At 72.8% G+C, this 14121-nt stretch carries 14 protein-coding genes and 1 tRNA gene; 5 read left to right on the forward strand and 10 right to left on the reverse strand.

What is annotated here, in order from left to right; all coding sequences use genetic code 11:
• Positions 1 to 16: 16 nt before the first annotated feature.
• From QRN49_RS11675 to QRN49_RS11700, 6 genes are read right to left on the reverse strand one after another with little or no spacing between them, the layout of a single operon-like run.
• Complete coding sequence (locus QRN49_RS11675; protein ID WP_194654351.1) at positions 17 to 691, reverse strand: TetR/AcrR family transcriptional regulator; 675 nt, start codon at positions 689 to 691, stop codon at positions 17 to 19.
• The gene (locus tag QRN49_RS11680) at positions 688 to 2784 is read right to left on the reverse strand and encodes a CocE/NonD family hydrolase (protein WP_284755964.1); all 2097 of its coding nucleotides are present in this window, start codon (positions 2782 to 2784) and stop codon (positions 688 to 690) included. The genes QRN49_RS11675 and QRN49_RS11680 overlap by 4 nt, the downstream gene beginning before the upstream one ends.
• The gene (locus QRN49_RS11685) at positions 2781 to 4568 is read right to left on the reverse strand and encodes a dipeptide ABC transporter ATP-binding protein (protein WP_284755966.1); all 1788 of its coding nucleotides are present in this window, start codon (positions 4566 to 4568) and stop codon (positions 2781 to 2783) included. The genes QRN49_RS11680 and QRN49_RS11685 overlap by 4 nt, the downstream gene beginning before the upstream one ends.
• Positions 4565 to 5452 (reverse strand): ABC transporter permease, encoded by an 888-nt coding sequence (locus QRN49_RS11690; protein ID WP_071244656.1) that lies wholly within the window; start codon positions 5450 to 5452, stop codon positions 4565 to 4567. Before QRN49_RS11690 ends, QRN49_RS11685 begins: the two co-directional genes overlap by 4 nt.
• The gene (locus QRN49_RS11695) at positions 5449 to 6477 is read right to left on the reverse strand and encodes an ABC transporter permease (RefSeq protein WP_284755968.1); all 1029 of its coding nucleotides are present in this window, start codon (positions 6475 to 6477) and stop codon (positions 5449 to 5451) included. The genes QRN49_RS11690 and QRN49_RS11695 overlap by 4 nt, the downstream gene beginning before the upstream one ends.
• Positions 6474 to 8075, reverse strand: a complete 1602-nt coding sequence (locus QRN49_RS11700) for an ABC transporter substrate-binding protein (protein ID WP_111039581.1) — start codon at positions 8073 to 8075, stop codon at positions 6474 to 6476. The genes QRN49_RS11695 and QRN49_RS11700 overlap by 4 nt, the downstream gene beginning before the upstream one ends.
• A 235-nt stretch (positions 8076 to 8310) precedes the next feature.
• On the opposite strand from QRN49_RS11700, the gene QRN49_RS11705 reads away from it, so the two are divergent.
• Genes QRN49_RS11705 through QRN49_RS11715 form a run of 3 tightly spaced genes read left to right on the forward strand, consistent with a single transcriptional unit; the run spans position 8311 to position 9961 of the window.
• Positions 8311 to 8904 (forward strand): molybdopterin-dependent oxidoreductase, encoded by a 594-nt coding sequence (locus QRN49_RS11705; protein ID WP_284755971.1) that lies wholly within the window; start codon positions 8311 to 8313, stop codon positions 8902 to 8904.
• Entirely contained in the window at positions 8901 to 9692 is a 792-nt protein-coding gene (locus QRN49_RS11710; RefSeq protein ID WP_284755973.1) for a ferredoxin reductase, read from the forward strand. The genes QRN49_RS11705 and QRN49_RS11710 overlap by 4 nt, the downstream gene beginning before the upstream one ends.
• On the forward strand, positions 9692 to 9961 hold the full coding sequence (locus tag QRN49_RS11715; RefSeq protein ID WP_284755974.1) for a DUF6510 family protein: 270 nt from the start codon (positions 9692 to 9694) through the stop codon (positions 9959 to 9961). The genes QRN49_RS11710 and QRN49_RS11715 overlap by 1 nt, the downstream gene beginning before the upstream one ends.
• Before the next feature lie 284 nt (positions 9962 to 10245).
• Here QRN49_RS11715 and QRN49_RS11720 read toward each other — a convergent pair.
• Positions 10246 to 10317: transfer RNA gene (locus QRN49_RS11720), tRNA-Gly, on the reverse strand.
• 133 nt (positions 10318 to 10450) lie between these two features.
• On the opposite strand from QRN49_RS11720, the gene QRN49_RS11725 reads away from it, so the two are divergent.
• A complete protein-coding gene (locus QRN49_RS11725) occupies positions 10451 to 10657 on the forward strand; it encodes a hypothetical protein (RefSeq protein WP_194621975.1) in 207 nt (68 codons plus the stop codon).
• 20 nt (positions 10658 to 10677) lie between these two features.
• Here QRN49_RS11725 and QRN49_RS11730 read toward each other — a convergent pair whose 3' ends face one another.
• From QRN49_RS11730 to QRN49_RS11740, 3 genes are all read right to left on the reverse strand, one after another.
• Complete coding sequence (locus QRN49_RS11730; protein WP_209081473.1) at positions 10678 to 12060, reverse strand: hypothetical protein; 1383 nt, start codon at positions 12058 to 12060, stop codon at positions 10678 to 10680.
• Positions 12061 to 12126: 66 nt separating this feature from the next.
• Positions 12127 to 12417, reverse strand: a complete 291-nt coding sequence (locus tag QRN49_RS11735) for a hypothetical protein (protein WP_111022873.1) — start codon at positions 12415 to 12417, stop codon at positions 12127 to 12129.
• Positions 12417 to 13010 (reverse strand): HdeD family acid-resistance protein, encoded by a 594-nt coding sequence (locus QRN49_RS11740; RefSeq protein ID WP_259585985.1) that lies wholly within the window; start codon positions 13008 to 13010, stop codon positions 12417 to 12419. The genes QRN49_RS11735 and QRN49_RS11740 overlap by 1 nt, the downstream gene beginning before the upstream one ends.
• Before the next feature lie 270 nt (positions 13011 to 13280).
• Here QRN49_RS11740 and QRN49_RS11745 point away from each other — a divergent pair, with 270 nt between their 5' ends.
• Positions 13281 to 14027, forward strand: a complete 747-nt coding sequence (locus tag QRN49_RS11745) for an HpcH/HpaI aldolase family protein (RefSeq protein ID WP_284755981.1) — start codon at positions 13281 to 13283, stop codon at positions 14025 to 14027.
• The last annotated feature ends 94 nt before the right edge of the window (positions 14028 to 14121 follow it).

A 14121-nucleotide genomic window follows, 5' to 3' on the forward strand; every position in this document is an offset into this window, starting at 1 on the left:
GGGAAGCCTTACCTCATCACAAGGGGGAACGACCGGTTCCGGCGATGTCCACAGCGGGCACACCGAGTTCGTGCGACAGGAAGCGCCACATCCACGACAGGGCGACGGCGTTCGTCAGGCCGGGCACGCCCTGGGCGATCTGGGTCGCGACACCGTCGCTGTACGCGGCGAGCTGCAGCGCGACGGTGTCGGCGTCGACGGGGTCGCCGCCGTCGCTGCCCTGGCGTGTGCCACCGAACACCCCGGCCTCCACCCCGCGCCGGATGACCCGCACCAGGCAGGCCTCCCAGACGCGGATGCGTTCGGCGTACTCGGCGGCGACCTCGGGCCGTCGCACCACCGCGGTCCAGTAGTCGGACCAGATCCGCCAGTGCTGCCGGACCTGCTCGGTGTCGCCGAACAGCGGGGCGACGAGCATCCGCAACCCCACCAGCACGTCGGGTTCGGCGTCGACCGCTGCGACGATGGCGCCGTAGAAGCGCTCCGTCTCGAGCACCACGACCTCGTTGAGGATCTCGGCGACGCTGCCGAAGTGGTACGTCACGGTGCCGACGGAGACGCCGGCCTCGGCTGCGATGTCGCGCAGCCCGGTGGCGCCGACACCGTTCCGGACGATCACCGCGCGGGCGGCCTCGACGATCATCGCGCGTCGGACCTCCGGCCGCTGCCGGACGCGTGCCGCCGCGGTCACGCCGAGGTCCGTGGGACGTCGTCGACGAAGGTCCGCTCGGTGACGAGCACCTCGGGTTCGTCGGGTCCGCCGTCGCGTGCCCAGGCGCGCACGGTGTTGACGACGTGGAAGGTGTCGGCGTCGGCGGTGACCTCGGACGTCGTCTCGAGTCGCGCGGCCCACTCCGGCTTCGTCAGCCCGATCGCCCAGCGGGAACTCGCCCGTGCGCTGGTCGGGGCGTCGGAGCGGATCCGGTACGTCTCGCGAGCGTCCTCGGTGAAGACCAGGCCGTCCGGGTAGACGCGTCCGCCGCCGTACCCGGGGTCGACGTCGAGCGTCCACTCCCCCGTCTCGACGTCGTGCGTCACCGTGCGCTGCGGCAGCGGGTCGGCCGGCGCGACGCGCTCGATCACGAGGGGCTCGGACCGTTCGGGCTCGGCGAAGACCACCCCGTCGTCGGTCTCCCGGGTCCAGGTGGGCAGGGTGACGCTCGAGGCGGTCGGGTCGATCGTCACGGTGGCCTCGACGCCGTGCGGCCACACCCACGGCCAGTACGACGAGGAGACCGCGATGCGCAGCCGGTGTCCGGCGGCGAACCGGTGTCCGGTCGAGACCAGGCGCACGGGCAGGTCGGCGGGCGTCCCGGGCTCGAGCACGTCGTCGCGGTCCATGCCGTCGCGCTTCGCGGCGTTCAGCACCCCGCGCGTGACGAGCGTCGACGAGCCGTCCGGTGCGACGTCGCAGAGCCGCACGGTCAGGGTGGCCCGGGGCTGGTCGCTCGTGACGGACAGCCGCACGAGCACGTTGCCGAGCAGGTCGAACGCCTTGCCGACGGGCAGGTCGAAGGTCACCGACCGGCCGTCCTCGGCGCGCTGGTCCGTCGGCAGGTCGGTGGCGTTGCCGAACGGGAAGAACCGACCGGCGTCCACCCCGGTGTGCTGCGGCGACCGCACGACGACCGGCCCGAGGTCGCCGCCGCGCAGGGCGGCGAGGGGCAGGACGCGCTCGTGGGTCGCGGCGGAGGGCCACGCCTCGGCACCGATCCAGCGACCGCGGCGGCCGGCGTAGTAGGGCGCGGGGGCTTCGCCCTCGTTGATCCAGGCCCGCAGTGCGGGGTCGTCCTCGACGCCGGTGTCCACCCCGCGCAGCCAGCGGTCCCACCACCGCAGGGTCTCCTGCAGGAACCCGATCGACGGCCCCGGCGCGAGCCCACGGTCCGGGTACTGGTGCGACCACGGGCCGACGATGCCCTTCACGGGGGCGCTGACGTGGTCGACGAGCCGGAGCACGGCGTCCCGGTACGGGTCCGCCCACCCGCCGACGGCGAGCACCGCGGCGCGGATGCCGTCGTAGTCCTCGGCCGCGCTGCCGTGCCGCCAGTAGTCGTCGCGCTCCTGGTGCGCGAGCCACACCGGCGTCATCGGGCGGTTCGCCTCGAGGCGTTCCCGCCACCGGTCGATCCACCCGGCGCCGACGACCTCGGGCCGGGGCGGCCGCGAGTTGAAGGCGAACATGGTCGCGCCCCAGGCCGCCATGTCGATGCCGAGCACGGCACCGCCGACGTAGTGCACGTCGTTGTCGTACCGGTCGTCCGTCGAGCAGACCGTCACGATGGCCTTGAGCGCGGCGGGTGCCCGGGCCGCGAGCTGCAGCGCGTTGAAGCCGCCCCACGAGATGCCGAACATGCCGACGGCGCCGGTCGACCACGGCTGTTCGGCGAGCCAGGCGATCACGGCCTCGCCGTCGAGCAGCTCCTGCTCGCTGTACTCGTCGTCGAAGAACCCGTCGGACGACCCGGTGCCGCGGATGTCGACCCGCACCGAGGCGTACCCGTGCTGGGCGTACCAGGGGTGCCGCTCCGAGTCGCGCGGTGCGGTCCAGTCGTCGAGCCGGTACGGCAGGTACTCGAGCAGCACCGGTGTCGGACCGTTGGGCTCACCCGGCTGCGTCGGCGACTGCGACGGTGCCCAGATCCGGGCGTGCAGCCGGACACCGTCGGGCATCGGGATCCACTCGTCGCGGACCGTCACGCCCGCGGGCAGCGAGCCGGGGTCGCCGATGGCGGTGAAGGTGGTGGCGGCGGTGCCGTGGTCGGTGCCGTCGTCGGTGGTCATGCGTCCTCCCAGTTGCGGGTGCGGTGTCCGTCGCCGTGGTCGGTCCAGCCGTCGGCGTGCCGCCAGCGCGGCACCCCGTCACCGACGTCGGGCAGGGTCGTGCTGCCGGGTTCGAGCGTCGCCGCGAGCAACGTCGACGTGTACGGGTGGTTCGGGCCGGTGAACACCCGCTCGGTCGGTCCGATCTCGACGATCCGGCCGCCGGTCATCACCGCGACCCGGTCCGCCACGCCCCGCACCACGGCGAGGTCGTGGCTGATGAACAGGCAGGCGAGGCCCCGCTCGCGCTGCAGGTCGGCCAGCAGCGCGAGGATCCCCGCCTGCACCTGCACGTCGAGCGCGGTGGTGATCTCGTCCGCGATCACGAGCGACGGCTCGGCCGCGAGTGCGCGCGCGATCCCGACGCGCTGCCGCTGCCCACCGGACAGCTGCGCGGGCAGACGGTCGGCGAACTCCGGCCCGAGCCCGACCTGGCTGAGCAGTGCCCCGACGCGATCGCGCGAGGACGAGCCGCTGAACAACCGGAGCGGCCGCGCGACGGCTGCACCCACGGTGCGCCGCGGGTTGAGCGACGTGTCCGCGTTCTGGAACACGAGCTGCACCGCGCGCCGCAGGGCGGGCGCGCGGCCGGCGATCGGCTCGCGCAGGTCGCCGCTCGTCGTGCCGTCGTCGTACGTGAACGTCCCCGACTCGGCCGGCACCAGGCCGGCCAGCGCCGTCGCGAGCGTCGACTTGCCGCTGCCGGACTCGCCGACGACGGCGAGCGTCTCGTGCGCGGCGATCGTGAACGAGACCCCGTCGACGGCGGCCGGCAGGCCGCGGCCGTAGCGGATCACCAGGTCGTCCGCGGTCACCACGGGGCGGGCTGTGCGCTCGGGAGGCACGGTGCCGGTGGCCATGGAGCCGACCGTCCCGGGGGCGGTCGCGTCGTCGGGCACGTGGCCCGTCCCTCCAGGCCGTCGCCCGTCCGGTACCGCGGCCAGCAGGGCGCGCGTGTACTCGTGCTGCGGAGCGGCGAAGAGCGCCGCCGTGGCGGCGTGCTCGACGACCTCGCCGTCGCGCATCACGGCGATCTCGTCCGCCATGGCGGACACCACTCCGAGGTCGTGGCTGACGAGCAGGACGGCCATGCCGAGCTGGAGACCGAGGTCGGCGACCAGGTCGAGGACCGCGGCCTGCGTGACGACGTCGAGGGCGGTGGTCGGCTCGTCGAGGACGAGCACGCGCGGTCGGGCGGCGACGGCCATCGCGATGGCGATGCGCTGCTGCTGCCCGCCGGACAACTGGTGCGGGTACCGACGGACGGTCGCGTCGGGGTCCGGCAGCCGGACCAGCCGGACCAGCTCGGCGACGCGTTCGGGGCCGTCGGGCTCGCCGTGGGCGCGGAGGGCCTCACGGATCTGCTCGCCGACGCGCATCGACGGGGTGAGTGCCTGTCCGGCGTTCTGGGCGACGACCGAGGCGGTGCCGCCGCGGAGCGCCCGGCGGCCGGCCGGCGACAGGGCGAACACGTCGGCGCCGTCGACGCGGACCGTCCCGCCGTCGATCGCCGACCCGGCGCGCAGGTGTGCGAGGAGCGTCCGCGCGACGGTCGACTTGCCGCTGCCGGACTCGCCGACCAGGCCGAGGGTGCGACCGGCCTCGATCGCGAACGAGACACCCCGGACGACGGGGACGCGCCGTTTGCCGGCGGCGTACGAGATGGACAGGTCGTCCACGCGGACGATCGCGTCGGGCACGGTCGCCGTCGCGGCGGACGTCGTGCCGGTGTCGGTGCGGGTCATGCGCTGACTCCCTGCTTGGCGCGGTCGACACCGAGCGACTTGCTCAGGCCGTCGGCCGCGAGGTTCAGTCCGATCACCAGCGTGGCGAGGGCCACGATCGGGGCGAGCGTGCCGAGCGGCACCACGGTGAGCGCGGTGCGGTTCTCCTGCACCATCAGGCCCCAGTCCGGGGTCGGCGGGTTCGCGCCGAAGCCCAGGAAGGACAGCGACGCGACGAGCAGCACGATCCACGAGGCCCGCATCGCGTACTCGACGAGCACGACGTCGAGCACGTTCGGCAGGATCTCGCGGAACACGATCGACAGCGGCCGCTCGCCCCGGGCACGGGCCGCGGTGACGTAGTCCTGCGTGATCACGGTGCGCGCGGCGCCGCGGACGACCCGGGTCACCGCGGGGGCGTAGACGACCGTGACGGCGAGGACGATGACCCAGAGGCCGGCGTCGAAGACCGTCACGACGACCAGGAGCGCGAGGATCGACGGCACGCTGAGCAGGGCGTCGACGACGCGCATGACGACCTCGTCGAACCAGTTGTCGGCGTAGGCCGTGACGCAGCCGAGCACCGTGCCGACCGCGACGGCGATCGTGGTGGCGAGGAAGGTCACGGACAGCGCGTACCGGCCGCCGTTCAGCGTGCGGGACAGCACGTCGCGGCCGTACTGGTCGGTGCCGAGCCAGTGCGTCCACGTCGGACCGGCGAGCACGTCGCCGGCGTTCGTTGCGACCGGGTCGTGCCCGGCGATGACCGGCGCGAGCAGGGCGAGGACGACGTGCAGGGCGATGAGGCCGAGGCCGATGCTCAGCGCCGTCGACCCGCGCAGGGGTGCGAGCGCGCCGGCGAGCACGTCGCGTCCGACGCGGCGGCGGGGTGCGGTGGCGGTCATGCGGCGGCCTTCCTGGTGCTGCGGGCGCTGCGGGTGCGCGTGCGCGGTCGTCGCTGGCGGGTCCGCAGCTTCGGGTCGAGTGCGAGCGCGACGAGGTCGGCGGCCAGGTTGCACACGACGTAGATCAGGGCGCTCAGCAGGGCGATCGCCTCGATGGTGGGCAGGTCGCGGTTGAACACCGACTCGAGCATGAGCTTGCCCATCCCCGGGTAGTTGAAGACGTTCTCGACCACCACGACACCGCCGAGCAGCCACGCGACGTTGAGCGCGACGACGTTCAGCGTCGGGAGCAGGGCGCTCGGGACCGCGTGCTTCCACACCACCCGGCGCATCGTCAGGCCCTTGAGCTCGGCCGTCGTGACGAACTCCGACGCCATCACGTCGATGGTCGACGAGCGGGCCGTCCGCACGATGTAGGCGGCCATCGCGAGGGTCAGCACGATGATCGGCAGCCAGATGGTGGGCAGCAGCTCGGCCACGGTGGCGTCGCTCCCCCGCAGCACGACGGCGGGGAAGACCGGCAGGCCGATCGCGAACAGCAGCACCAGGACGGTGGCGACCATGAACTCCGGCACGCTCATCACGACCAGGCTGACGATCGAGATGACCTTGTCGCTCGGACGGCCGCGGCGGACACCGGCGACGACACCGAGCGTCAGGGACACCGTGACGCCGACGAGCATCGCGGGCACGGCGATGAGCATGCTGTTCCGGAAGGCCGTGAACAGCGTCGGGGCGACCGGCTCGCCGCTGACGAGCGAGGTGCCGAAGTCGCCGTGCACGGCGCCGCCGAGCCACTGCAGGTAGCGGAGCCAGACGTTCTGGTCGAGGCCGAGGGTGTCGCGCAGTTGCTTCACGGCGTCGGGGGTGGCGTTCTGCCCGAGCAGCTGCTGGGCGACGTCACCGGGGAGTGCCTGCACCGCCAGGAACACGAAGAGCGAGGCGAGCACCACCGTCAGCAGGGCGATGCCGACGCGGCGGAGGACGGGGACGAGGACGTCCGACGGCGTGTTCGTGGTCGTCATCGGCGCAGTCCGATCCGCAGGTAGTCGAACTCGAAGCCGTACTCCGAGTAGTTCACGACGTCGCGGGACAACCCCACGAGCCGGTCGCCGAACATCGGCGTCATGTCGGCACCGTCCTCGACGACGAGCCGCTGGGCGTCCTGGTACAGGCTGAGCCGCTTGGCGTCGTCCATCTCGGCGCGGGCGTCGTCGAGCAGCCCGTCGAAGGTCTCGTTCGACCAGGCGCTCTCGTTGTACGACGACCCCGAGCGGAAGATCTGGTTGAGCAGCTGGTCGATCGGCCGCCCCGTGAACCAGTAGCTCACCATGAGCGGCTTCTGCATCCAGATCTGCGTGTAGTACGAGTCCGAACTCGCGTTGCGGACGGTCAGACGGATCCCCGCGTCGGCGACGGCGTCGCGGTAGGCGACGGCCATCGGGGTGAACACCGACTCGTAGCTCGACGTGTAGATCGCGGCGCGGAAGTCCTCGCGCCCGGCCTGCTTGAGCAGCGCCCGGGCCTTGTCCGGGTCGTACTCGCGGTGGTCGTCGACGAACGCGGCGAGCTGCGGCGGCACGGGGTTGTCCCAGCCCGCCGAACCGGTCCCCTGCAGCGCGGTGTCGACGATCTTCCGGGGGTCGTAGGCGAGCTTCATCGCCTGGCGCACCCGCGGGTCGCTGAACTCGTCGCTCGTGGCGAGCATCGGGATCGTGTACCACTGGGCGTTCTTCGACCGGGCGACGGTGGCGCGGTCGGACGCCGACACGACCCGGGCGGTCGCGAAGTCCAGGTTGGTCTGCGAGATGAGGTCGATCTGCCCGGCGAGCAGGGCGTTCACCCGCGCGGTGGTGTCCTGGATCGAGTAGAAGTCGATGCCGTCGAGCGCCGGGCGGCCGGCGAAGTGGTCCGGGAACGCCTCGACGCTGCCCGCGCCGGCCGGGGTGAAGGACGACAGCCGGAACGGCCCCGTCCCGATCCCGGTGCGGCCGATGTCGGCGATGGCGTCGGCCGGCACGATGTAGCACTGGTAGGCGGTGAGCAGCGACGGGAACTCGGCGTTCGGCTTCGTCAGCGAGAAGCGCAGCGTGTACGGGTCGACGGCGCGCATCGAGTCGGCGTCCATGACCTCGCCGAGCACCCCGGCCTGCGGGCTTCCGGTCTTCTCGTCGAGGATGTGCCGGATGCTCGCGATGGCGTCGTCGGCGGTGAACCGGGACCCGTCGTGGAAGGTCACGCCCCGGCGGAGCGCGAAGGTCCACTCGGTGCCGTCGGCGTTCGCGGACCACTCCTCGGCCAGGTCCGGCACCGGGGTGCCCTGCTGGTCGAGCTTGACGAGCCGGTTGTACAGCGCGCCGAGGTACTCGTAGGCCGACAGCGAGCTCGCGGAGTCGAGGGTCTCGGCGGCGGACGCGGCGGGCCGCGCGATGCGCAGGCGTCCGCCGCGACGGGCGACGCCGGTGGCCGCGGCCTCGGGGATCGTGGGGGTGCCGGCGGTCGCACCGGAGCTGCATCCGGCGAGCGTGAGCAGGCCGAGGCCGGCCAGACCGGCGGCGCCGGTGATGAGCGCCCGACGGCTCGGACCGTGGGCATTGCGGGGTTCGGGGACGATGGGCTGCATTCGGGGTGACCCCTCCTGTAATCGTTCCGGTGAACGATAGAGGTCCTCGGCCGATCCCCCAAGCCCGCTCCCAGCCGTCGCGTCGGTGCCGAGGGCGCCGAGAACGGCGGACCGGTGGGGATCCGGCCTGGGATACGACCGTTCCGTACACGGGCGGAACGTTTACCAACCCGTTACACGGCACCGCCCGGCACACGGCATGATCGGGAACGCACCGACGTCCCCGAGGAGGACCATGGCCACGTTCACCCGCGGGTTCGGCGGTCGCCGCGACGACCGCGACGACACCCGCATCCCGCCCGGTCAGACCCTGGTCCGCGACTGGCCCGTCCTGTCCGCCGGGGCGACGCCCGACATCGAGCCGACCGACTGGGCCTTCTCGATCCGCACCGAGTCCGGCCTGCACCAGTGGACCTGGGACGAGGTGCAAGCACTCGGCGTCGAGGACGTCACCGTCGACATCCACTGCGTCACGCACTGGACCAAGCTCGACATGCCGTGGCGGGGTGTCCCGCTCGACCGCCTGTTCGAGGACGTCGAGACCGAACTCGACTACTGCATGGTGCACAGCTACGGCGGCTACACGACCAACGTCCCGCTCGACGAGCTGCTCGACGGCAAGTCCTGGATCGCGTTCGGGGCCGACGGCGAGCCCCTGACGCCCGAGCACGGTGGGCCCGCCCGCCTGCTGGTCCCCCACCTGTACTTCTGGAAGAGCGCCAAGTGGGTGCGCGGCATCGTCATGCAGTCCGACGACGAGCCCGGCTTCTGGGAGAACGCGGGCTACAACCTGCACGGCGACCCGTGGAAGGAAGAGCGGTACTGGTGACGCTCCCCGACACCGGCCTGGAGGCACGGATCACCCCCTCCGCTCGTCCCGCCACCCGCAGGCGGCCGGCCTGGCACGCCGCCACCGTCGCGTCCGTCGGCCGCGAGACGACGAACGCGCGCCGGATCGTCCTCGACGTCCCCACCTGGCCGGGCAACGACCCCGGGCAGCACCTGGACCTGCGACTGACCGCCGAGGACGGCTACCAGGCACAGCGCTCGTACTCGATCGCGTCGGCCGGCCCCGCGACCGACGTCGTGCTCGCGGTCGACCGGGTGGACGGCGGCGAGGTCTCGCCGTTCCTCGTCGACGCCGTCGAGGTCGGCGACGCGCTCGAGGTCCACGGACCCCTGGGCGGCTGGTTCGTCTGGCGGCCGGGCGAGTCCACCCGGCCGGTGCAGCTCATCGCCGGCGGCTCCGGCATCGTGCCGCTCGTCGCGATGGTGACCTCCCACGCCGAGGCGGACGACCCGGCGCCCTTCCGGCTCCTCGCGGCCGTCCGCACACCGGCCGACGTGTTCTTCCGTGCGGAACTCGACCAGGCGCTCGCGAGCCGGGCACCGCTCGAGGTGACCCACGTGTACAGCCGCACCGCGCCTCCAGGCTCGACCGTGCCGGCCGGACGGCTGACGCGGGACGCGCTCGCTGCCGCGGTGTTCCCGCCGGACGCGGGCGCCCTGGTCTACGTGTGCGGGTCGACGCCGTTCGTCGAGCAGGTGCTGCGCTGGCTCACCGAGCTCGGACACGACACGAGTGACGTCCGCGCCGAACGGTTCGGGGGCAACTGATGGTCGTCGTGGACGGCAACGCGCTGGCGGGGACGCTGGCCGACAGCCTGGGGCCCGAGCCGACCGTGGTCGCCCTGCGCTGCGCCGGGTGCGGGTCGCTCGGGGTGCTCGGGCAGACCACGGTCTACCGCACCGCGATGGGGTCGGTGGCGCGCTGCCGCGGGTGCGAAACGGTGCTCGTCACGGTCGTGGAGTCCGGGGCCCGGCGGTGGGTCGGCTTGCCCGGCGCCCGCACGATGTCGGCGTACTTACCGGACGGCATCGAGTAGCACAAGGCTCGAACGGCGGGTCGTGCGGGTTTCTTGCGGGTTCCCGCAACCCCGGATCCGGTTCCCACCCGAACGGGGGACGGCTCCGGATACATCCTCGGAACTGCGCCGGGCCACCCACCCGGCGCGTGCCGGTGGGGGCAGGGTCGCCTCCGCGCCCGGTGGGCGCGGGAACCCGAAGCCTGCGCCCGCTGGGCCCCCACGCCTTCGGTGCCGCGACGCCCCGCAACGACGGAACCCCCGCCGCTCTTCCGAGCGACGGGGGTTCCGGTCTTCCTGTTCTGAGCGGATGACGAGATTCGAACTCGCGACCCTCACCTTGGCAAGGTGATGCGCTACCACTGCGCCACATCCGCATTCACACGCCGTCCTGGCCGTGCGGAGATGACTCTACCCGAAGAAGGGCGGCATCACCGGTTCCGGTGAAGGTTCCGGGCGTGTCCGGCGCGGCGCGGGCCGTCCGTCAGGTCGACGGAGTTCGATCGGACCATGAGCTACGTGCACGACAATCCCGGCGGGACCGAGGCCCACGGCGTCGACCTGGTCGACGGCGACACCCCCGCGATCCGGATCCTGGTGCACGGCGACCTGCCGACCACGATCGAGCACGAGGGCCGCACCTGGCTCGCGACGGGCGACGCCCACGACGCGGGCGACGACGACACCCCGCCGATCGCGATCTACCGCCCGGTCTGAACCGACCCAGGGCGGCCCGGTCAGTGACCGCGGACGTCGCCCGTCAGGATCGCGTGCTCGACACCCGCTGACAGCTCGTCGTGCAGGGCGTCCGCGAAGAACTCGCCGGCACCCAGGCTGATGAGGTGCGCGACCGCGGCCTCGGCGGCCGGGAACCCGGGCTCCCACTCGTCGTGCAGGAACGCGCGGACGTGTCCGGACTCGTGCACGACGACCACGCCGATGTGCTCGTGCCGGGTGCCGTCCTCGAGCACGGCGTCGAAGACGATGGGCTCGGTGTCCTCGCCGAGTTCCTCGAGCAGGACGGTGCCGGTGCCCGGCCACTCCGTCCGGTACGGCGGCAGGTCGGGGGCGTGCAGGTGCCCGGCGAGCTCGTCCGACGCCGACTCGATGTGCCCGGTGGACAGGTACTCGTCGACGACGTCGTGGATGCGGGCGTGCAGGTCCGGCTCGTACTGCCACCAACGCTGGTGCACGGTGCGGAGCCACTCCTGGGTCGCGGCGTCGGCCGAGGCCGAGATCCCCACGAGCTGCGGTGCGGTGCCGGGCGAACCGACGACCTCGAGCTGTTCGTCGTGCGTCTCCACCGTGATCGACCCCGTGGTCTCGTCCGGGTGCACGCCGTGGACGTCCTCGGGCGCGGCGGCCCAGATGCTGGCGGGGAGCTTCGGCGGCAGTTCGAACGGCACCGCGATCGCGGGTTGCGTCATCGCGTGGTCGATCGCGTCGCCGAGGTGCACCTCGTCCGCCCGGGACCCCATCACGATGCCACCGGCAGGCGGCACGAGCGACAGGTGTTCCAGGTCGTCCGGCGCGGCGTTCATCGAGGTGAGCACCGCGGTGTCGGCCCACTGCACGAACGCGCCGGCGGACCGGTCGTCCTCGCGGAACGGCACGTCCCACACCGTCGGGTCCGTGAGCACCCAGGATGCGGTGCGCCCGGCCGGACCGTGGCGGACGGCGTCGACGATCGCCGGCACCAGTCCGGGCAGCGCTCGGTAGGCGGGACGGACCGTGAGTCGGTCGACGGCGAGCAGGTCGGGCTTGCCGAGCATCTCGGCGGCGTGGGTCTGCAGCGAGAAGAACGTCTCCCCCGTCGCGTCCTGCGCGGCGACGGCGGACGCGAAGGACCCGGCGACGTCGGAGACTTGGTAACCGAGCACCAGCGCTTCGAGCGACTCCGGTGCACGGCTCGTGAACGCGGTGACCTCGGCGACGGAGACCGCCTCGGTCTCGTCGTCGTCGGTGATCGGGACGCGGACGTCGATCACCCACCGGTCGACGTCCTGCCCGGGGTAGGCGTCACCGTCCTCGTCCGAGATCGTGATGTGCACCAGGCGCAGGGAACCGTCCCAGGCGTCGTGGACGTGCTGGGCGATGGCGGCATCGGGGTCGTCGTTCACGGACGCAACGGTACCGGTGCACCCGCCGTGTGTGCGTCGGTCCACCTCGCCGCCGATGATCGCCGTTCAGATCAGGGCGCGCGCGGCGAGCACGACGGCCGCTCCCCCGACGGTCAGCGCCGCGAGCACCGACAGCACCACCGCGACGGTGTCCCGCCGGGCCGGGGCACTCGCGCGGACGGCACCGGCGACGAGCTGCTGGGCCGCCGCCAGGGACGCTGCGCTCCCGAGCGGCCGGTCGTCCTGGTCGAACGCCAGGAACCGCTCACGCACGTGCAGCACGAGCCCCAGGCTGGTCCCGTGGTCGCGCGCCACCCAGGACTTCGGTCCCTGCTGTTCCCAGCGGACGGCGAGCATCAGGGGCCAGGGACCGGCAGGCCGGTCCGCTCTCCCTCCGGACGCGGCCAGCTGAACGCGACGACGAGCTGGACGACACCGAACACGATGAGCACGCTCCCCACCGCGGCCACCGTCACGAGCGCGCCGAGGCCCGGCAGGTTCATCACCAGGATGCCGCTCAGCACACTGAGCACGGCGAGCACCACGGTCAGCGGACGGCGGCCCACCCACGGTGCATAGATGAGTGCGATGCCCTCGAGGATCCAGGCGAACCCGAGCAGCAGTGCCACCCACCGCGCCCCGATCGGCGGGAACACGATCGCGACGACACCGCCGGCGGCGACCAGCGCCCCGAGGACCACCAGCCCGACCTGACGCCACCAGACCCGAGGGTGCACCTGGAATCCCCGGACGACCAGCGCCGCCCCCGACACGACCAGGTAGATCCCGAAGACCCACGACACCGCGAACAGCGTCGCGTGGGGCAGGACGATCGCAGCCAGTCCGGCGAGCACGCCCACCGCGCCGACGATCCCGAACGCCACCCGGATCCCGTCGCCGGCCGGCGGACGCGAGCCCGTCCGCTGGCCGACGTCACGTTCGTCACGCATGTCCGTCCGACCTCCCTGCAGGTCCCGGCTGGTGCTGCGGTGCTGGTGGGTGTTGGCGACCTGTGATCGCCCGTGCAGTGCGTCCTGCGCACAGGACTACACCCGAAGCTGAGCACTTGTCCATGTCCCATGCGTGCGCATGAGGCCACCCCCGGCCCGGCCCGGCCTCGACGCCACCGCGTGCGCGTCGAGTTCCCCGTGGGCGGTAGCCTGACGCGCCGGACGACCGAACGCCGACGCCCGCGACGGCAGACCAGACGGAGGACCACGGTGCCAGCAGCACTCGGAGACGGCCGCGCCGACGGCGTGTGGTGCACGCTCGGCGAACCCCGCACCACCGCACAGATCGCCCAGAACGGGTTCGCCTGGCTCGGCCTCGACGCCCAGCACGGCGCCTTCGACGACGCCACGCTCCTGGCGACGATGCCGGCGCTCGGCGCGGTCGCTCCGCAGGTCCCCGTCGCCATTCGCGTCGCCGAGGGCTCGGACGCCGCGATCGGCCGTGCGCTCGACCTCGGCGCCGACATCGTGATCGTCCCGATGATCGAGACCGTCGAGCAGGCCGAGCACGCCGTCCGTGCCGCGCACTACCCACCGCGGGGCCGGCGGAGCTGGGGGCCGATGGCGGGACTCTGGGGCGGTTCGGCACCGTCCGCCGTCGCTGCCGACCCCGAGGTGTGGGTGATGCTCGAGACACCCGCGGGCCTCCGTGCCGCCGAGGAGATCCTGGCGGTCCCGGGCGTCTCGGCGGTGTTCGTCGGTCCCTTCGACCTGTCGATCGGACTGGGCATCGAGCTGGACGTACTGCTGCACGACGACGGCGCACTCCCCGCGATCGTCGCCGCAGCCCGCCGCGCGGGCAAGCACACGGGCGCCTTCGCCGGCGACCTGGCGCGCGCCGAACGGCTCCGCGCACTCGGCTTCGACCGCGTCGCCGTCGTCACCGACGGCACCCTGCTGGCCCACGGAGCGGCCGCGGTGCTCGGCTCAGAGGCCACCGGTCGAACCTCGTACTGACGGGTCGTCAGCGGCGGCCGCACCGGCGACCGGTCCTCGTCCGCGTCCTCGACCCCGCTGAGAGGGCGTGCCCGCGCCCCGGTCCACACTCGGT

It is taken from the genome of Curtobacterium sp. ME-Dv--P-122a, from assembly GCF_030209645.1.
GTDB lineage: Bacteria > Actinomycetota > Actinomycetes > Actinomycetales > Microbacteriaceae > Curtobacterium > Curtobacterium flaccumfaciens.

What these genes read in the sequence shown, in the direction of transcription:
- QRN49_RS11680 (WP_284755964.1), bottom strand. Translation starts at nt 2,784, where the DNA reads ATGACCACCGACGACGGCACCGACCACGGCACCGCCGCCACCACCTTC.
- QRN49_RS11685 (WP_284755966.1), bottom strand. Translation starts at nt 4,568, where the DNA reads ATGACCCGCACCGACACCGGCACGACGTCCGCCGCGACGGCGACCGTG.
- QRN49_RS11690 (WP_071244656.1), bottom strand. Translation starts at nt 5,452, where the DNA reads ATGACCGCCACCGCACCCCGCCGCCGCGTCGGACGCGACGTGCTCGCC.
- QRN49_RS11695 (WP_284755968.1), bottom strand. Translation starts at nt 6,477, where the DNA reads ATGACGACCACGAACACGCCGTCGGACGTCCTCGTCCCCGTCCTCCGC.
- QRN49_RS11700 (WP_111039581.1), bottom strand. Translation starts at nt 8,075, where the DNA reads ATGCAGCCCATCGTCCCCGAACCCCGCAATGCCCACGGTCCGAGCCGT.
- QRN49_RS11705 (WP_284755971.1), top strand. Translation starts at nt 8,311, where the DNA reads ATGGCCACGTTCACCCGCGGGTTCGGCGGTCGCCGCGACGACCGCGAC.
- QRN49_RS11715 (WP_284755974.1), top strand. Translation starts at nt 9,692, where the DNA reads ATGGTCGTCGTGGACGGCAACGCGCTGGCGGGGACGCTGGCCGACAGC.
- QRN49_RS11725 (WP_194621975.1), top strand. Translation starts at nt 10,451, where the DNA reads ATGAGCTACGTGCACGACAATCCCGGCGGGACCGAGGCCCACGGCGTC.
- QRN49_RS11735 (WP_111022873.1), bottom strand. Translation starts at nt 12,417, where the DNA reads ATGCTCGCCGTCCGCTGGGAACAGCAGGGACCGAAGTCCTGGGTGGCG.
- QRN49_RS11740 (WP_259585985.1), bottom strand. Translation starts at nt 13,010, where the DNA reads ATGCGTGACGAACGTGACGTCGGCCAGCGGACGGGCTCGCGTCCGCCG.